Consider the following 16811-nt stretch of genomic DNA (forward strand, 5'->3'; position numbering starts at 1 on the left):
GAGTTTTTCTAATTGAGCAATGATATTTCCCTTGGCTCAGTAGATTCTTACGGCCAAAAACTCTAAAAGTCCAAGACTCTGAAACGTATTATGGAAGGGAAAGACAGCCCTCTCCGATATCAATCTACTAAAGGGCTGTAATCTGTTGTCAGTGTATTGACTTTAATGGTAGGCTCCCTATCTTGATGACAGTTCAATTTTGAATTGACTATCATGTGTTTCTCAGATTTCCTCGCAACATCAATTAATAGGATGTTAAATCGGGTTCTGAAAGGTTGTGAAGCTCGCTTAGTTTGTTAAGCAATTAGCCTAAATTAGCATACCGCCAACAAAACCAGACTCTCTTCACAGTTAAGGTTAAGAGCTATTCTGATCAACCTCAGCGAATGTACCGAGTTCTTAACAACAGAGACAAATTTGGGATAAAGACAAACTTGCTCAAAATTACCGAGCTCGATGACAGTACGGTCGTAAATAGGTCATAACTCGTCATGGAGTTTGCTCTTGGTGCTACCTGGGCAAAACCGCAACAGTACTCAAGACAGCACTCAACGACAATAGCAATGACAGCCTAACCAAACAGTGACAGATTACGGAACTCACGTGAACTCACTCTAAGGTGAACTAGATTTCAACAGGGATATAGAACAACTTGCCTCGTCCCTGATTCTATAGCTGGGGTTAGGGGAACTCAGCGGTAAAGGTGGTAACTTTGCGAAAACATTAAGGAAAGTTGTGGGATCGGTAAAATTGCTGATTCGCTGGCTTAAAAAGCGGAAGCTTGGGCAGGGCGTCAAAAGCATCTATATTGTTGAATTTACTAAGGTTCAACACGCCAGCATAAATTTAAGGCAAAATTGAGGACGGCTTAGTAAAGCACGAAAAGCAAGCTGGGCTGCTTCAGCCAAGCCAAACAGGCAGATCTCAGGTGTAGTTTGTAGCTGCAGCTAGTGATTCAGCTAATTGTCGTAATCTAGCCAACTGCTGGCTATTACTCGTCACCTATCAACTCACTGTCTATTCACTGTCTATTTACAGCCTAATTTGTTACTATAGGCATCCTAAATAGGATGTGAACAAATGGTAGGCTGAGGACGTGCCCCAAACTTTACCCCCTCAGCCGATGGAAACGCTCGAACAGTTCATTCAAAGTAACCCACCTCCGTTGGAACTCAAGCGTGCACTCGCTGTGCAGATGAGTCAAGGCGGTCACAGCTATCGGGAGATCCGTGACATTCTGCAAGTGTCGGTTGGCTTCATCACAGCTAGCCATCAACGCTACGAATGCTCAGGTGTGGAGGGACTGCGCTCCAACTATTGGGGCACCCAAGGCTATCTCGATTGTGAGCAGAAGCAAGCGTTGTTTCGGTGGCTCGACGGGCAGGATGCTTGGACACTCCAGGAGGTAATTGACCACATTGAGGATGAGTATGGGGTGGTCTACCAATCACTCCAGAGCTACTATGCCCTGCTCAGAGACGCTGGCTTCAGTTGGAAGAAGGCACAACCGGTTCACCCTGACAAGGATGAAACTCTGGTTCAGGAAAAAAAAGAGAACTTGAAGCGCTACTGGCAACGCATCAATCTGAGATCGCCGATGGACAATTAAGAGTTTTATTTCTCGACGAATGCCACCTGTTGTGGGGCGATATCAGTGGCTATGGGTGGAGCCGCCGCAAGCAACGGGTGGATGTGGAAGTCAAGTCTACCAAGCAACGACAGACCTACTATGGGGCATTGGATTATCTCACCAAGCAGTTTGTTGTCAAAGAGTACAGCGCAGGCAACGAAGAGAATACGGTTGCCTTCCTACAGTATCTCCAGTCTTTGTATGTTGAGAACACGCGCCTGGTGATTGTCTGGGATGGGGTGAGCTACCACCGCTCAAAGGTGGTGCAGGAATTTCTGGAGCAGACCAATGGAGGCTTACCGACTGAGGCGTGGAAGATTACCTGTATTCGCTTAGCCCCTAATGCACCTGAGCAGAATCCAGTTGAGGATGTTTGGTTACAAGCGAAGCAGTTTATTCGCAAGTATGCACGAATGTGTAGAAGATTTGGGTCGGTCAAGTTTCTGTTTCAATTGGTCACGCATTGTCAAACCTTTGCTTTCGCCAAGGCGTTTATGTACGGCTACTGTTCATCTCCTATCTAGGATGGCTGTAGCCCCCACAAAACTTGCAAATGGTAGCGAGATAGGCAAAGTGGTCACAATAGTTTCCATAGATTTGTACTGCTACCTATCTGGAAACTCCGCGGGGTTTTGAAGTTCAAAAACCCTGACAAGTTTTCAGATAGGTTCTAAAAGCTCTATCCAGATCGGCAGAGCTGCATCAATAGTTTTTCTAGATTGACTTATGACTCATCAGAACTCACGCAACTCCAACTCTTCTTTCCCTTTCATCCACCAGAGCAGACGGCATCCGACTCGCCGCCGCTTTCTCCAGTTCTCAGCTGCTGCCCTCTCAACGGTAGCCCTCTCCAACTGTGCTCGCAATACTCTCAACCAGCCATCGACTGCTTCGTCTCCGGTTGCCCAAACCGACTCTAAAACGCTCTACATCTACACCTGGGCCGACTACTCCAGCAACGAACTCTATCAACGGTTTCAGGACAAGACAGGCATTCAGGTCATAGCCGATGTTTACGATTCCAATGAGATGATGCTGAACAAGCTGCAAGCCGGAGGGGGCGATCAATATAGCTTGATTTTTCCCTCTGATTATATGGTGCGGCAGATGATTGACAGTCAGCTCCTGCTGCCGCTGGATCAATCTAAGCTCAAAGGATTCGACAATATTATGGACCGCTGGAAGAGTCCGACGTATGATCCGAATTCAGCCCACAGTATTGCGTTTAACTGGGGAACAACAGGTCTGCTCTACAACACCAAGGTGGTCTCTACCGAGCCAACCGATTGGGACTTTCTTTGGCAAAACCGAGACGCCCTCTCTGGCAAAATTACCTTGCTGGATGATGTGCGGGAGACAATGGGAGCCGTGCTAAAGTCGCTCGGCTATTCCTACAACGCCACCGAGCCAGCTCAGATAGAAGCCGCCTACCAAAAGCTGCTAGAACTCAAGCCTCATCTTGCTAGCTTTAAAACCATTGGCTGGGAGGATCAGCTAATCAGCGGCGATTTAGCCATTTGCATGGCCTATTCAAACCTAGGCAGCCTGTTGCCGATCGAGAATCCTCACCTTAAATATGTGATTCCTCAAAGCGGCACCTCGATTTGGACTGACACAATGGCGATTCCAGCGAAAGCTCCCAATGTCGAAGCCGCCTACACCTGGATCAATTTTGTTTTGGAACCCGAAAATGCCGCCTATGCTGCAACCCAGCTCAAGTTAGGTAGTTCAAATAAAACCGCCTTTGAACTATTGCCTGCTGAGGTGAAAAGCAATCCATCCCTCTATCCTTCAGCCGAGGTGGTCAAAGCAGGCGAAGGGATTCAGCCAGTGGGTGATGCCATCAACCTATACGAAAAATATTGGACTGAGGTGAAGAGCGCCTAAGCGCGAAACTGAGTCTTGATGGCCACACGCTAGAGTGAAAACATGCACCAATGAATTTGTAGCTTTGAGGACGCAACGGAAATGGTAAATCCGACCGAGCCGTCTGAGACGGGTTATTCCGAACCAGACTTTTGGCGCAAGCTGAATCAGTTCGCGATATTGGCAGGGCGCAATGTTGTGGAAAAAGCCCTGACGCTTTACTATGCAGCCCAACGTCCAGAAACACCGCTCTGGGCCAAAATGGTAATCTATTCCTCGCTGGCCTACTTTGTGTTACCGACTGATGCTCTGCCGGATTTTATGCCCTTTGTCGGCTACACTGATGATTTGGGGACGATTGCCAGCGCCCTAGTCACAGTTGCGATGTCGATTACGCCAGAGGTGAAGGCTACCGCTCGGCAACAAGTCCAAGCATGGTTTGGCGATGAGACCGTATCGTCAGAGCACCCACAATCTGGCGACACAATGCGCGAAATCCCAATCGAGTAGAGGCGTTTCGCAAAACGCCTGTCCAATATCGCGATCCAAACCAAAGGCATGAATTTAGATTTCCGCCAAACAAAATCCCGATCAAGTAGAGGCGTTTCGCGAAACGCCTAGACAATATCAGCGATCCAACCAAAGGCATGAATTGAATTTGATATAAATTCGTCTGAGCTGAATCTGCCTTAAGGCTGTCGGGTAATGTCAATTGGCGGGACATAGGGCCGGCATACTTCCATGCGGGAAAACAAGGTAGAAATCGTGATGTTGCTCTGCCAAGACGGGAGATGTCCCTTAGGTGCATCTAGAGCAAAGGTGTAGTCTTCGTAGTCAATCCAGCGCTCCTTCACCCGCCAGCCCACCCGACTGCTAAACCGTTGCCAGGGCGTATTGACCCGCCATTTAGAACGACTTTGCGAAAGGCGGTCCCAGGTTTCATAGTTGCCATCCGTGCTGCCGCCCACATTCAGCCAAATTTCTTTCTGGATGCTGAATCCAAACAAGCCGTTGCTGTGATTCACCCAGAGGTAATCGATTGCGTGTAGATCCAAACAAGGCAGACAGCGGATTTCCTCTAACTGAAGTTGCCCCCTTTCTCGTCCAGACAGCGCTAGCAAAAGTCGATGGGTTTCCCGGTCGGCAGCTTGCCAAGCTTGATCCAGCAACAGCTCTTGCAGGCGGCTATAGTCGAGGCGGCGTTCGGAATAGAGGGTAGCGCCACTACTAGTGGTGGTACTGGCCACCTGAAGCTTGGCATCAGCGGCAGTATGAATGCTGGCTAGCAGATGAGGATCAGCCAACAGAGGCAAAGGCCGTTCTGGAACAAAGGGCTGCAAATCGATCAGCACTTCTAGCGCCGACTGATACCGTTCGCGGAAATCGTAGCGCACCAGCTTGTCGAGAATGGCGGTTAGTTCGGGACTTACGGCGGCTCGGTCATGCCAGAGCAGCTCGCAGGTGCGGGGATCTTCGGGCAACTCGCGCGGATGGGCACCCGTCAAGGCTTGAATCCCAATCATGCCGACGGCATACAAATCGCTGCAAAACTTGGGTCGGCCCGCCATCTGTTCACTCGGCATATAGCCCGGAGAGCCAATCGCAATCGTGCGGGTGGTGTGGCCCTGCACCTGAATTATCTGCGTGCTGAGCTGCTTCACGGCTCCAAAATCGATCAGCACGATCTTTTGGTCGCGGTGACGCCGGATCAGATTAGAGGGCTTTAAATCGCGGTGAATCACGTGATGCTGATGGATGAACACCAGCACTTCTAAAATGTCTTGCAGCAGCGGAATCACCCGACTTTCTGGCAACCGCTGACCCGGCATCAGCTCGGTACTGAGATTATCGCCGTCGATATACTCCTGGACTAAATAAAATTCTTGCCCTTCTTCAAAATGGGCCAGCAGGCGGGGAATTTGGGCATAGTCGTTGAGGCGATACAAAACCTGCGCCTCGGTTTCAAACAATCGCTTGGCAGTGTCTAAACTTAATGGGTCAACTAGCCTCGGCTTCAGGTGCTTCACAACGCATTCAGGATCACCAGGTAGATGGGTATCTTTGGCCAGATAGGTCTGACCGAACCCTCCACCGCCTAAATAGCTGCTAATCTGATAGCGTCCACCCAGTAGAACCCTCGCGTCGGGGTCATGCATGGTTTGCCAGCGAAATTCCACCAAATCTGTTTATTTCCTCCTAACCGGAATGGCCGGAGTGTCATCATCTATTCTACCGTTGCGTCTCTATTCCCCCGCTAGTTCCGATGCTGCTATTCCCATCCAGACAACTGCTTTGCCTGAACCTGCTGATCCTGGAGTGTTTTGAAGCATGATCAATGTTTGGTTTATTCGTCATGGCGAAAGCGAGGCCAATGCTGGCTTGCCCACCACGAATCCAGCCACGACGCCCCTGACTGAGCGCGGCCATCATCAGGCACAGCAGGTAGCGTTAGCGTTTGCTCAAGCTCCTAATTTGATTGTCACCTCGCCCTACCGCCGGACGCAGCAAACCGCCCAGCCTACCCGCGAACGCTTCCCGGACGCTGACCATCTGGAATGGCAGGTGCAGGAATTTACCTACCTCGCACCCAAGCGCTACCAAAACACCACGGTAGACGAGCGCCGCCCGATTAGTGATGCCTATTGGCAGCAAGGCAATCCCTTGTATGTAGACGGAGAAGGAGCCGAGTCCTTTGCGGATTTAATGCAGCGGGTTCAGGATGTGCAGGCCAAGCTGCGGCAATTAGAGGCAGCAGAACCCAAATTCGTGGTGGTGTTTAGTCATGGACGGTTCATGCGGGCGGTGCTGTGGGCCATCCTGACTCGTTCTACCGAAGTTAGCGCTAAACGGATGCGGCAATTCTACGGATTCATTGGTTCCTTCTCGGTGCCAAATGGGGCGATCCTAAAGCTGCACCTGCATGACTCAGAAATTTGGTTCAGCGGCATTCATACCGCTCACCTCTCAGAGTATTCTGAGGGAAGAACCAATCCATCATCTCCATAACGCTAAGTATCTGTAAGGTAATAAGTATCTGTAAGGTAAAAGGACGAAACCATGCCACAGGCTGTGGGTGTAATTGAAACATTGAGCTTTCCGGCGGTGCTGGCCGCCGCAGATGCCATGGTCAAGGCAGGCCGCGTCACGATTGTCTATTACGACATTGCCGAAAGCGGTGAACAGGTCGTTGCGATTCGGGGACCGATTTCGGAAGTCAGGCCAGCGATGGAGGCGGGGATTGAAGCGGCAGACAAAGCGCCTCCCAACGGCAAACTGGTCACCTATTACATCGTTCCAAACCCGCCCGAAAACGTGGAGTCGGTGCTGCCGATTCACTACACCGATCAGGTCGAGCAGTTCCGCTGGATGTGATGAAGTAATTTTTGAGCGCAACGTAAACCAAGATTGATTTATTTTACTAATCTTTGCTTTTCAATTTCTAATTGAACATAACCAATCGATTCAATAGAACTGGGGCTATACACTCCAGTAGAATAGATCACGTTCATCTCACCCCTTAGCGAGGAAGAAGCGATGCCCGTCGCAGTTGGCGCACTTGAAACAAAAGGATTTCCAGGAATATTGGCCGCAGCAGATGCCATGGTGAAGGCGGGTCGCATCACGCTGGTGGGCTATCTGCGCTGTGGAAGCGCTCGCTTCTGTGTGATTATCCGCGGCGATGTGTCCGAGGTCAAAACGGCAATGGCGGCTGGGGTAGAGGCGGCTGAGAGCTGCTATGGCGGCACGCTGGAATCTTGGGTAATCATTCCCCGCCCGCATGAGAACGTAGAAGTGGTATTGCCGATTGCCTTTACCGAGTCGGTGCAGCGCTTCCGCGATTCGGTCGAAACGCCGCGACTGTTGGGCTGAAGCTAGACTGAATCCCGTGAGAATTACCGTCTCCATTCCATCACGGGTAGCTCCGTAGACGCGAGCAGTTGCCCTTGTGAAATGACGTAGCGCACCATCGCCCGTCGTCGAATCGCATCATAGCGATCGTTAGCATCCAGCACGATTAGATTGGCGGGTTTGCCGACTTCGATGCCGTATTGGTCCTGGAGATTTAGCGTGGTTGCTCCATGCCAGGTGGCCATGTTATAGCAGGCGTCGATTTCGGTCATGCCGGTCATTTGCGCCACATGCACAAGCATAAATGCCACATCCAGCATATTGCCCGTGCCCAGCGAGTACCAGCAATCCTGCACACAGTCATGGCCGAGGCTGACATTCATGCCCTGCTGCCACAGCTCCTTGACGCGGGTTAATCCTCGCCGTTTGGGATAGGTATCGGTGCGGCCCTGAAGCGTGATGTTGATCAGAGGATTGACGACAAAGTTAATTTGCGTGCGGCGCAAAAATCCCAGCAGCTTGTAGGCATAGGCATTGTTGTAGGAACCAAAGGCGGTGGTGTGGCTGGCTGTGACTCGTGATCCCATCTCGGAGCGAATCGCACAGGCGGCTACCACTTCTAGGAAGCGAGAGTTATCGTCATCGATTTCGTCGCAGTGGATGTCGATCAGGCGGTCGTACTGTTGGGCCAACTGAAAAATTCGCTCCACTGACCTAACCCCATCTTCCCGCGTCAGCTCGTAGTGGGGAATGCCGCCTACCACATCAGCTCCCAGCTTCAAGGCTTTTTCGATCAGCGCTTCGTTCTGCGGTCCGCCGTAAATCCCATCTTGCGGAAAAGCCACAACTTGCAGCGTCATCCAGTCTTTCACTTCCTCGCGCACTTCCAGCAAAGCTTGCAGCGCCACCAGATTCGCTTCACTCACATCGGCATGGCTGCGGACATAGAGCACTCCCTGCATCGCCTGTTGTTTTAAGGTCTCAATCGCCCGCTGCTTCACGTCATCGAGAGACAGATCCTGCTTGCGCTCTCGCCAAATTTCGATGCCTTCAAACAGGGTGCCGCTCTGGTTCCAGCGGGGCTGACCAGCCGTGAGGGCCGAATCGAGATGTACATGGGACTCAACAAACGGTGGACTGACGAGTTTCTGGTTCAGGTCTAGCTCAAGCTGGGCCGTTGCTTCGATCCGAGGAGCAATCGCGGCAATTTTTCCGCCATCAATCGCAATATCAACAGTTTCAATCGGAGCATCAAGCTGGAGGAGACGACCGTTACGCAGCAGCAGTGGGTAGGAGGCAGACATATAAGGAACGATGATATCAATGGGGTTAGCGAAGAAATGCTAGCAAAACTTCAATATTAGTCTAGTAATTTGTAGTCACTTCCAATGGGTTGTAGCGAGCTGAATCTGTAATTTAACGTTGCTGTTCAGCAGCGGTTGTCCTGAAACTCAAAACCAAAATTCTTGCACTCATCCCCTACAGCACAGCGATTGGGCTGCATTTGCATGTAAAAATTTGATCTGGTTGACACAAAAACTGGTTGCGGAGCCTACAGTTTTGCCATACCGTATTGCTCTTTCGAGAAACAGCCTGTCCCACTTGCGAGCGTTGTCACCAAGGGAACAAAGAATTATTAGGGATGCTATGGTTGAACAACTGAGCTACGAGCCGACTGTCTCTACTAGAAATCGTAAAGAAATGCGTCCAAACCCACTTGCTGTTTGGGAATTGCGGATAGGTAACCTGCGAGTGTACTACGATGTGGATGAGCAGGAGTCTGTGGTAGACATTCGCGCTATTGGAATTAAGGAAGGCAACCAAGTTCGTATCGGTGGGGAAATAGTTGAACTATGAAAACAGTAGAAATCAGTGAAATTGCCTCCTTGTTGGAGAATTACGGTAAGAGCGAACAGCCTCTTGTTCTAACTCGTAATGGGCAACCTGTTGCTACCTTGTTTCCGATTGAAGACATCGATATGGAAACTCTTAGCTTGAGTGTAAATCCAAAGTTTATTGAGATTATTGAGCAATCTCGGAAAAGCCAAAAAGAACAAGGCAGGGTTTTCCTAGAGGACATTCCTCTTCCTTCGGAAACCTAACCTCAGGCTTTGAGTGTAATTTCCCCTACTTCTGCGACTTCAGCCGTTCCAAATCTTGTTTAAGCTGGGCGATTGGAGTGGTATTACCTTGTTCTAGATACAGCTCACTAGCTTTGACCAGATCGGCCACGGCGTCTGTAACCCGACGCAGATTGGCGCTGGCGCGTCCGCGATTGTAGTAAGCTTCAGCCAACTGGGGATCGAGTTGCAGGGCTTGGTTAAAGCAGGTAATCGCCCGTCGATACTGTCCAGATCGATAGACTTCGCAGCCTTGTTGGAAGGCACTGGCCGCCTCTGGGATGAGGGTGGGTAGGGGCATCGCGTCAGCCGCAATTGGTTCAGGAAACACAACGGCCACACTATCCTTGCCCCAGTAGGCCGAGAGCATTGAGCCTAAACCAATTCCTGCAACTGCAATCAGAACAATCAACCAAATCCAAAAGCTTGTTTCCACGAGTTTGTTTTCTTGAAGCTGGGCTAAGTTTTGCTGAATTTTACGGCTTGGGCTTTTCATTCAGGTCATCGTCTAGGCCCCAGTCGTCATCGTCTTCAACAGCAGGCGGTGGTGGGGGTGGAGGCTCTGGGGCTGGCGTGGTCGGATTGTAGGGCGGAATGATCACCCGGTATTCGGCATCGTAGATTTCGTTCTTGCGGGTTTCGCTGGATTTACGCGGAGGGGTGTCCTGCGGTTCTCGGTAGCTGTAGGAATAGACCGAACCTGTTTGCTGCTGGGTTTTGGGAGCTTGTGGAGCTTCAAAGTCGGTGCGACGGGGTGGAATGGGAGAATCAACGGGCTGACGCGGCGGTTGGCGCACAGCATCGCGGGGTGGGCGTTGCTCATAGCCTTCCCACTTCGCCCAATCTTCATCGGTTGTATCGCGAATTTCGGTTCTAGGAGCTGAACTAGCCGTGGAGCGGGGTGGAGGTGGTTCCTGTGCCCATTCATCCCACTCATCTCTGGCATTTGCTTCCCAATCATCGCTACTGGGCCGGCTGCCGCCACTGAAGCCCGCAGTTCTGGATCGGGAGGTTGGACCAGCCTCGCGGGAAGAAGCTGAACTCCAGGGGGAGCGAGTTGCCCTTGGTTGAGTTTGTCGAGATGCGCCGCGTGAGAGGCTGGAAAATCCGAATAACAGCAGGTTTGTCACGGCACCGGCTGCCATAGCTCCCAGCACCCAAGCGGCTAACGGCAGGGTAATTCTAAAGCCCAAAATCACTAACGGCATGGGCGTCAGGTTTTGCGCTGCAAAAATTACTAGTGCAGCCACAATCAACAGTAGTAGTGCAACTCGTATCATGGGTCCGTTCTCCCTGGAAACTGCTGAGAACCGAGTGCGGACGACTCAGTCGGGTGCGTGCTGCCTGCCGTTGTGTACCATGCTTGTTTACCCCTGATCTGACTCTACTGACTCTAGATGTCCTTCCCAACGCTTTAGCGGCACGCAGGCAATATCCAACTGGTCTAGGGCACGGGCTACGACGAAGTCCACCAAGTCTGTAACTGTTTGCGGGTTGTGGTACCAGGCCGGAATCGCGGGAACGATCCGAGCACCGGCTTCGGCTAGCGTGGTCAAGTTGCGCAAATGGATCAGGCTAAACGGCGTTTCACGAGGAACTACTACCAGTTTACGTCCTTCTTTTAGCTGCACGTCAGCCGCTCGCTCTAGCAGGTCCGAACTCAGGCCCGCTGCCAGTTTACCGACCGTACTCATGCTGCACGGCAGAATCACCATGCCCAACGTGCGAAACGAGCCGCTGGCAATGTTTGCACCCACATCACCCCAGGGATGGCAGCGCAATTTACCGCTAATTGGAACCTGGGCCTGCTGTCGCCAAAATTGCTCTTGCTGCATTGCTTCGACCGGCATCCGCAGATTTGCCTCGGCTTGCCAAACCATGTAGGTCGATTTGGAGGCGACCAGTTCAATCGGGTACTCGGCTTCCAGCAGAAATTTGAGGGCACGCACCGCATAGATCAGGCCGGAGGCTCCCGTCACCCCCAGGATCAGCGGCAGTTGGGAATTGGATGGCATAGATGAGATAGGAGATATCAGAATCAGTTAGGGCTGGCTTCTGCCCTTACCTCCTAATCATACGCCTCCACTTCTTCCGGCTCGTTGGCGTCCTCTAGCTCGTCTTCTAGCACCACTTCTTCCGGTTCATCTTCGTCTGGAGCCTCGCTGCCGCCACCCACGGCCACCAGATCAATCTGCTGACGGTAGTAATCAACGCTCTTGACTTGCACCTCAACCCGGTCGCCCAATTTGTACTGCTTGCGGTTTTTGCGGCCTACGAGTTTCTGCTGCCGCGAGCGGTACTCGTACCAGTCGTCTTTTAAGGAACTGACATGCACTAGCCCCTCCACCAACAGCTCTTCGATTTCCACAAAGAAGCCGTAGGACTGGACGCCGGTAATCAAACCGTGGAAGATTTTGCCGGTATGCTGCTGCATAAATTCGGCTTTCTTCAGGCCCTCCAGGTCGGCTTCGGCTTCTTGAGCCAGCTTCTCTTGCTCAGTCAGGTGGACCACAACAGCGGCAAAGGCTTCTTCGAGTTCAGTTTGGATATCAGTAGGCAATACATTCCAGGTAATTTGGCCGTGGCAAGAGCTGTGGCGCAGATCGACTTTCTCTTTGGACCGAGTGCTGCGACGATCGCGGCCATGCTCAAACACCGCATGAAGGACGCGATGCACCAGCAGATCCGGATAGCGCCTCAGCGGCGACGTGAAGTGGGTATAGCCATCATCCAGCGCCAGTCCAAAATGTTGACCGGGGGTCGTGCTGTAGACAGCGGGTTTAAAGGTAGACAGCAGCAGATAGGTCAGCACCTTTTCGGTCTTAGACTCAGCGAACTGTTCCACCAAGCGCTGATAGTCGCGGGGATGCACCACATCTTCTTGTTCCAGGTGGGCGTCGATGCCCATGTTGCTCACCAGCTTCAGCAATTCCTGCACATCGCTGGGGTCCGGTGCTCGGTGCACTCGGTAAATTGCCGGTACCTGGAGCGCCAACAGGTGAGAGGCAACAATTTGGTTGGCCAGCAGCATCAGTTCGGTGACAATCGAGCGGGCCGGCAGCAGCGAAGACACCACCATTGCCCCCAGCGCACCTTCATCGTCGTATTGGAACTTAGTGGAGAGAAACTTGCTCAGCTCTGGGTTGGCTTCATTGGGAAAGATTTTTTCCGGCAGGTTCAGATCAAAGGCACCCCGCTGCAACCGTTGGGCACGAATTGCCTGACTGAGGATGAAGAGCTGGTCCAGCATCTCAAACACCGGCTCGAACTCGCGCAGTTCGTCTAGGGTCGGCAAGGGATAGGCCGCGGGGCGAGTGGCAGAATCCTCCGGAGAGTCATGCCGCTGTACAATTGCTTGCGCCTGCTGATAATCGAGCCGATGATCCACCTGAATCACCGTGGGTTGGATTTCAAATTCCACCACCTGTCCATCCGAGGTCAGGGTCAGCAGCACGGAGACGGCCAGCCGATCTTGACCCGCCGCCAAGGAACAGCATTGATGCACTCGCTCAGGCAGCATCCGCAGCACGTTTTCGCCCAAGTAGATTGAAGTGCCCCGTCGGCGAGCTTCGATATCTAGCCTGGAATCCGGCTCAATGTAGTAGGACACATCGGCAATGTGAATTCCCAATCGCCAATGATCAGCTCCCAGTTCCTCTAGCGTCAGGGCATCATCGATTGCCGGTCCCGTGGGATTGAGTGGACCATCGATTGTAATGGTGGGCAGTAGGCGCAGATCAACCCGTTGCTTCAGGTCAGCTTTGCGTAGCTTTGTGGGCAGAGATTTGGCTTCTTCCAGCACCGCTTCTGAGAACTGGCGCGGCAGATCATGCTTGCAGCAAACAATATCGTATTCCGAAGCAGCCTCAGCATCGCTGCCTAGAATCTGTGCCACCCGTCCCAGGGGTGGATGGTTGCCCAGCGGGTAACGCAGAATTTCCACATGGGCAAGCTGATCTACCGCTTCTTCTAAGTTGACACCGTTCTCTTTCAGCTCGACTTCAAACAGCAGCCGGTCATCCAGGGGTGTGGCTCGATAGCCGTTTTCTGCCTGTTTGACTCGAGCCAACACCGAGGAATTTGCCCGGTCTAAAATCAGCCTTACTTCTCCTTCGGGGCTGCGTCGCCGCGTGCCTTCTTTGGTGACTTTCACCAGCACCCGATCCCCGTTCCAGGCTGTATTCAAATGGCTCTCGCGGATGTAGATATCTTCTGAACCTTCCACATCCTGGATCGCAAAACAAAACCCTTTGCTCGAGCAGCGCAGCTTGCCTTCCACCACATCGTCTTCAAAGATGCGGCGGTATTTGCCCCGCTCCCGCACCAGAATATTGGCTTTTTCCAGTGCATCTAAAACAATCTGCAACAAGCGTTGGCTGGTCTCATCTTTGCAGTTGAGTTTCTTCTCCAGAGCCTTAGGAGCAACTAACTTGTCGTCTGTGAAATTGGCTAGTAGTTCTGCAATCGAAAATTCCATGTAGCGATTGGTCCTTATGATTTAAGCTCCATCCGACCCTGATCGTTATACGCTAAGCCAGCCGAAATGATTCTCGATTCTGGACACCCAATCATAATCCGCCCTAGAGATGGGTGCAGTAGCCGCCACAGTCTACACAAATCGCCTAGGCTGCGGTTCTCCAGCACTCTCCTTTACGTTTTGCCCTTAAGGTGAACAGAGCGTGTCAGCTAACTTCACTCGTCAACCGAGATGTCTTTTTAGCTGCTGCAACGGTTCAGGCATGAATGTTCCGAGTGTGAACGGTTCAGGCCTATCTCTGCTTCCTTAGTCTGCATGGCAAAGGGGATGCGCTTTCAGACTATCCCTCCAGAAATCTGTACCCGCCTCTGCAATCCTCTGTCGCAGGTTGCGCCAACCGACAGTTGCCGAATTATCGGCCCTACAGAATGCTGATACAGCCAAGAAATCAGGCTAACGAACACCGAGTCGAGTGAACGAGGTCTGAAGTGAGTGCCAAAATTTCGTTCATTTTCGCACTTTACTCATTTTATTAACACTTTTCACGCAAAACATGTCCATCTGAGAAATTTTTCTGTTGAGTGATATTGCTTTGACAAAATCCTCAGCTATGCTTCACCGTTTCCCGGTCACAATGTAGGCGACTCGCTTACCGATATTGGTGGCATGATCAGCCATGCGTTCTAGATAGCGAATGGCCAAAACCAGCAGCACGGTAGGTTCAATCGTGTCGGTGATATCCGTGTGGTGAACCAGCAAGTTGTAGAGCGACTCGTAATCTGAATCAACCGCATCGTCCTTGAGCTTGATGTCCAGTCCCGATTCGGCATCCAGATCAGAAAGGGCCGCTAACCCCATGGCCAGCATCGCCCGACAGCGATCCAGCATGATTTGCACCCGTTCCATACAGGGCTGCACTGGGTAGGGAAACAGCTTGACGGCAATTTCTCCGATGTCTTCGGCGTAGTCGCCAATTCGTTCTAAATCGCGAATTAGCTGCATCAAGGCGCTCAATAGGCGCAGGTCTTGCGTGACAGGAGCTTGTAACGCCATTAGATTGACACAATCGACCTCAATCTGGCGGTAAAGCTGGTCAATTTGCTTATCCTGCACTGAAATTTGATAAGCAGCTTCCAAATCACGCTCACAAAGAGCCTTCCGCGCTAGCCAACAAGAATGTTCCACCAAAGCACCCATGCGCAGCACATCACGCTGGACACGCCTGAGCTGCCGTTCAAACTGAAGCCGGGTAGGTCGTTTATCTTCCAACGAGTGGCTCTCCCTACTGAAGATGAAGAACAAAAATCGAGAAGCCTAAAGCCGGATCAGACTTTGAACCTGACTCCAGCAAATGTGTTAAATCATGAGGCTGCACATCCAGGATCAACACCATATTGCTGAAATCTCCGTTTTCCCAGGATAACCCTTGATCCTAGTTTTCGATGTCTACAGCGTTGCAATAGGCAGTTACATCCTAGTTACACGGAATCTAGAAAGATCTACAAAGCAACAACGGCGATCAAACCACACTCTAGAACGTCCGTTCTTTGTTACATCATGTGACAAAGGGTTCCACAATGCCCAGATTTATCTGACATTTAATGACGTTAGCCCATGCTTACTTCATCCAGAAGTGGGCAAGGTTGCTTGCCATATATCACATGACCTTAGGAGTTTTCTAAATCATGTCTATATCAGATACTCAAGTCTATGTTGCGCTGGTCATTGCCCTGATCCCGGCTGTGTTGGCGTTCCGGCTCTCCACCGAGCTGTATAAATAGAGCTATCAAAGCTATCAGCGAAGGGATCCACTACCGCTGGTTTGACGAAATGCGCTCTAGATTGCAAAGCAAGCTTTAGAGGCAGCAACGAATAGCCAGCGGGATATTTTGCCAATTCAAAACGGGGAGTCAGTCTCTGGATCGGGCCTAGTGTTCGAATTGGGCACTTAGGTCGATGCAGCGGTTTGTACTCCCTGTTCTATTTAAAGCAGCATAAAGAAATTGTAAAGTTCAGTCAGCAGTCAAGAAAATTTTGGCTTTTAACTTTCATGGTTACCACTGGTATAGGCTTGCTCTAGCCCGCCTATAGCGTCTGAACTGTCTTTTGATGACTGACTCACAGGACTGCCAAAAGTAAGTCAGTTATGCAAAAATACTTTCTCAAGTTGAAACAAAGTCTCAGAACTGTGTTAGTACTGAGCTAGAAATTTCTTGAGCGAATAAAATAGGCGTGCAGCTCAAAAAATTAAGCTTGCAAATTAAAAATTTTGCGTTAATCTCTTGTTTGCAAGCAGTTCCTGAAGCCTAGAACCAACGGGCTAACGGTGCATCCTTTAGCGCTTGCGATTTATTTCTTTGCAAAATTGCCCCTCTTGAGAGCAGGGTTTGACGACTATGAACGCATTGCAACCTCAACATGATCCATCTCCCTCGCCAAATCCCTCTCGTCGGCATCGAGTTCGCAGACAGCCCCGTCGGCCTCCTCAGCGTTCGCCCCACCATACCTTGGCGGTTGAAACTACGGTAAAACTAGGAGTAAATCTGCTGCTTGCCACAACCGCAATTATTACCCTAGCTCGGCTGATTCCTTACAATACCCAGCAACAGGCCGATTTGGTCAGACTAGAAGCCGAAGTCAAGGAAGCTAGCACAAAGGTCGCAGGTCTGCAAGAAGACTTTGATCGGCACTTCGATCCGCAGCAGGCAGTGACCGTCATGCAAGAGCAAAATATTCGCTTCAACCCCAAGCAGCGGCAGGTTGTATGGCTGACTCCAAAAACTCAAAAACCTGAAGCTGAGGAAAAAGCCAAGCCTTCACCCGATACCAGCCAGCCAGCCGATTCCGCCATCGCTCCGGATTGATGCAG

18 protein-coding genes are annotated in these 16811 nt (G+C 51.2%); 11 read left to right on the forward strand and 7 right to left on the reverse strand.

Features of this window, described 5'->3' with window-relative positions; translation table 11 throughout:
- Positions 1-1123: 1123 nt before the first annotated feature.
- From HJG54_RS16790 to HJG54_RS16805, 4 genes are all read left to right on the forward strand, one after another.
- Complete coding sequence (locus HJG54_RS16790; RefSeq protein ID WP_316430114.1) at positions 1124-1609, forward strand: helix-turn-helix domain-containing protein; 486 nt, start codon at positions 1124-1126, stop codon at positions 1607-1609.
- The gene (locus HJG54_RS16795; protein ID WP_316435628.1) at positions 1591-2154 is read left to right on the forward strand and encodes an IS630 family transposase; all 564 of its coding nucleotides are present in this window, start codon (positions 1591-1593) and stop codon (positions 2152-2154) included. Before HJG54_RS16790 ends, HJG54_RS16795 begins: the two co-directional genes overlap by 19 nt.
- A gap of 202 nt (positions 2155-2356) precedes the next feature.
- A complete protein-coding gene (locus tag HJG54_RS16800) occupies positions 2357-3517 on the forward strand; it encodes an ABC transporter substrate-binding protein (RefSeq protein ID WP_316430116.1) in 1161 nt (386 codons plus the stop codon).
- Positions 3518-3598: 81 nt separating this feature from the next.
- Positions 3599-4006, forward strand: a complete 408-nt coding sequence (locus HJG54_RS16805) for a YkvA family protein (protein WP_316430117.1) — start codon at positions 3599-3601, stop codon at positions 4004-4006.
- Positions 4007-4185: 179 nt separating this feature from the next.
- On the opposite strand, the gene HJG54_RS16810 is transcribed toward HJG54_RS16805, so the two are convergent.
- The gene (locus tag HJG54_RS16810; protein ID WP_316435642.1) at positions 4186-5673 is read right to left on the reverse strand and encodes a serine/threonine-protein kinase; all 1488 of its coding nucleotides are present in this window, start codon (positions 5671-5673) and stop codon (positions 4186-4188) included.
- Between the two features lie 151 nt (positions 5674-5824).
- On the opposite strand from HJG54_RS16810, the gene HJG54_RS16815 reads away from it, so the two are divergent.
- The 3 genes from HJG54_RS16815 (at position 5825) to HJG54_RS16825 (ending at position 7366) form a co-directional block, all read left to right on the forward strand.
- The gene (locus HJG54_RS16815; protein ID WP_316430119.1) at positions 5825-6502 is read left to right on the forward strand and encodes a histidine phosphatase family protein; all 678 of its coding nucleotides are present in this window, start codon (positions 5825-5827) and stop codon (positions 6500-6502) included.
- Positions 6503-6553: 51 nt separating this feature from the next.
- On the forward strand, positions 6554-6868 hold the full coding sequence (locus HJG54_RS16820; protein WP_035996699.1) for a carbon dioxide-concentrating mechanism protein CcmK: 315 nt from the start codon (positions 6554-6556) through the stop codon (positions 6866-6868).
- Positions 6869-7030: 162 nt separating this feature from the next.
- A complete protein-coding gene (locus HJG54_RS16825; RefSeq protein ID WP_035996697.1) occupies positions 7031-7366 on the forward strand; it encodes a carbon dioxide-concentrating mechanism protein CcmK in 336 nt (111 codons plus the stop codon).
- Positions 7367-7389: 23 nt separating this feature from the next.
- Here the strand turns inward: HJG54_RS16825 and codA are convergent, their stop codons facing one another.
- A complete protein-coding gene (gene codA, locus HJG54_RS16830) occupies positions 7390-8649 on the reverse strand; it encodes a cytosine deaminase (RefSeq protein ID WP_316430122.1) in 1260 nt (419 codons plus the stop codon).
- Between the two features lie 343 nt (positions 8650-8992).
- Here codA and HJG54_RS16835 point away from each other — a divergent pair, with 343 nt between their 5' ends.
- Together HJG54_RS16835 and HJG54_RS16840 are read left to right on the forward strand one after the other, a co-directional pair.
- Positions 8993-9202 carry an addiction module toxin RelE gene (locus tag HJG54_RS16835; RefSeq protein ID WP_316430123.1) on the forward strand — a complete coding sequence of 70 codons (210 nt, stop codon included), beginning with the start codon at positions 8993-8995 and terminating at the stop codon, positions 9200-9202.
- Positions 9199-9447 (forward strand): hypothetical protein, encoded by a 249-nt coding sequence (locus HJG54_RS16840; protein WP_316430125.1) that lies wholly within the window; start codon positions 9199-9201, stop codon positions 9445-9447. Before HJG54_RS16835 ends, HJG54_RS16840 begins: the two co-directional genes overlap by 4 nt.
- A 25-nt stretch (positions 9448-9472) precedes the next feature.
- On the opposite strand, the gene HJG54_RS16845 is transcribed toward HJG54_RS16840, so the two are convergent.
- The 5 genes from HJG54_RS16845 to phoU all read right to left on the reverse strand — a co-directional run bounded on the left by HJG54_RS16845 (position 9473) and on the right by phoU (position 15211).
- On the reverse strand, positions 9473-9961 hold the full coding sequence (locus tag HJG54_RS16845; protein WP_316430127.1) for a tetratricopeptide repeat protein: 489 nt from the start codon (positions 9959-9961) through the stop codon (positions 9473-9475).
- The gene (locus HJG54_RS16850; protein WP_316430129.1) at positions 9942-10745 is read right to left on the reverse strand and encodes a hypothetical protein; all 804 of its coding nucleotides are present in this window, start codon (positions 10743-10745) and stop codon (positions 9942-9944) included. The genes HJG54_RS16845 and HJG54_RS16850 overlap by 20 nt, the downstream gene beginning before the upstream one ends.
- An 87-nt stretch (positions 10746-10832) precedes the next feature.
- Entirely contained in the window at positions 10833-11480 is a 648-nt protein-coding gene (locus HJG54_RS16855; RefSeq protein ID WP_316430130.1) for a flavin prenyltransferase UbiX, read from the reverse strand.
- A gap of 53 nt (positions 11481-11533) precedes the next feature.
- Positions 11534-13942, reverse strand: a complete 2409-nt coding sequence (locus HJG54_RS16860; protein WP_316430132.1) for a ribonuclease R family protein — start codon at positions 13940-13942, stop codon at positions 11534-11536.
- Between the two features lie 615 nt (positions 13943-14557).
- Positions 14558-15211: a phosphate signaling complex protein PhoU gene (phoU, locus tag HJG54_RS16865; protein ID WP_035996681.1), complete on the reverse strand. Its 654-nt coding sequence runs from the start codon at positions 15209-15211 to the stop codon at positions 14558-14560.
- Positions 15212-15627: 416 nt separating this feature from the next.
- Here phoU and psaM point away from each other — a divergent pair, with 416 nt between their 5' ends.
- Positions 15628-15723 carry a photosystem I reaction center subunit XII gene (gene psaM, locus HJG54_RS16870; protein ID WP_072009690.1) on the forward strand — a complete coding sequence of 32 codons (96 nt, stop codon included), beginning with the start codon at positions 15628-15630 and terminating at the stop codon, positions 15721-15723.
- 615 nt (positions 15724-16338) lie between these two features.
- Complete coding sequence (locus HJG54_RS16875) at positions 16339-16806, forward strand: hypothetical protein (RefSeq protein WP_316430134.1); 468 nt, start codon at positions 16339-16341, stop codon at positions 16804-16806.
- Positions 16807-16811: the final 5 nt, after the last annotated feature.

It is taken from the genome of Leptolyngbya sp. NK1-12 (genome assembly GCF_032598965.1).
Classification (GTDB): domain Bacteria; phylum Cyanobacteriota; class Cyanobacteriia; order Elainellales; family Elainellaceae; genus Elainella.

Bases quoted from the DNA above. Each gene is read 5' to 3' on its own strand.
- HJG54_RS16790 (WP_316430114.1), top strand. From the start codon at position 1,124: ATGGAAACGCTCGAACAGTTCATTCAAAGTAACCCACCTCCGTTGGAA.
- HJG54_RS16800 (WP_316430116.1), top strand. From the start codon at position 2,357: ATGACTCATCAGAACTCACGCAACTCCAACTCTTCTTTCCCTTTCATC.
- HJG54_RS16805 (WP_316430117.1), top strand. From the start codon at position 3,599: ATGGTAAATCCGACCGAGCCGTCTGAGACGGGTTATTCCGAACCAGAC.
- HJG54_RS16815 (WP_316430119.1), top strand. From the start codon at position 5,825: ATGATCAATGTTTGGTTTATTCGTCATGGCGAAAGCGAGGCCAATGCT.
- HJG54_RS16820 (WP_035996699.1), top strand. From the start codon at position 6,554: ATGCCACAGGCTGTGGGTGTAATTGAAACATTGAGCTTTCCGGCGGTG.
- HJG54_RS16825 (WP_035996697.1), top strand. From the start codon at position 7,031: ATGCCCGTCGCAGTTGGCGCACTTGAAACAAAAGGATTTCCAGGAATA.
- codA (WP_316430122.1), bottom strand. From the start codon at position 8,649: ATGTCTGCCTCCTACCCACTGCTGCTGCGTAACGGTCGTCTCCTCCAG.
- HJG54_RS16835 (WP_316430123.1), top strand. From the start codon at position 8,993: ATGGTTGAACAACTGAGCTACGAGCCGACTGTCTCTACTAGAAATCGT.
- HJG54_RS16840 (WP_316430125.1), top strand. From the start codon at position 9,199: ATGAAAACAGTAGAAATCAGTGAAATTGCCTCCTTGTTGGAGAATTAC.
- HJG54_RS16845 (WP_316430127.1), bottom strand. From the start codon at position 9,961: ATGAAAAGCCCAAGCCGTAAAATTCAGCAAAACTTAGCCCAGCTTCAA.
- HJG54_RS16850 (WP_316430129.1), bottom strand. From the start codon at position 10,745: ATGATACGAGTTGCACTACTACTGTTGATTGTGGCTGCACTAGTAATT.
- HJG54_RS16855 (WP_316430130.1), bottom strand. From the start codon at position 11,480: ATGCCATCCAATTCCCAACTGCCGCTGATCCTGGGGGTGACGGGAGCC.
- HJG54_RS16860 (WP_316430132.1), bottom strand. From the start codon at position 13,942: ATGGAATTTTCGATTGCAGAACTACTAGCCAATTTCACAGACGACAAG.
- psaM (WP_072009690.1), top strand. From the start codon at position 15,628: ATGTCTATATCAGATACTCAAGTCTATGTTGCGCTGGTCATTGCCCTG.
- HJG54_RS16875 (WP_316430134.1), top strand. From the start codon at position 16,339: ATGAACGCATTGCAACCTCAACATGATCCATCTCCCTCGCCAAATCCC.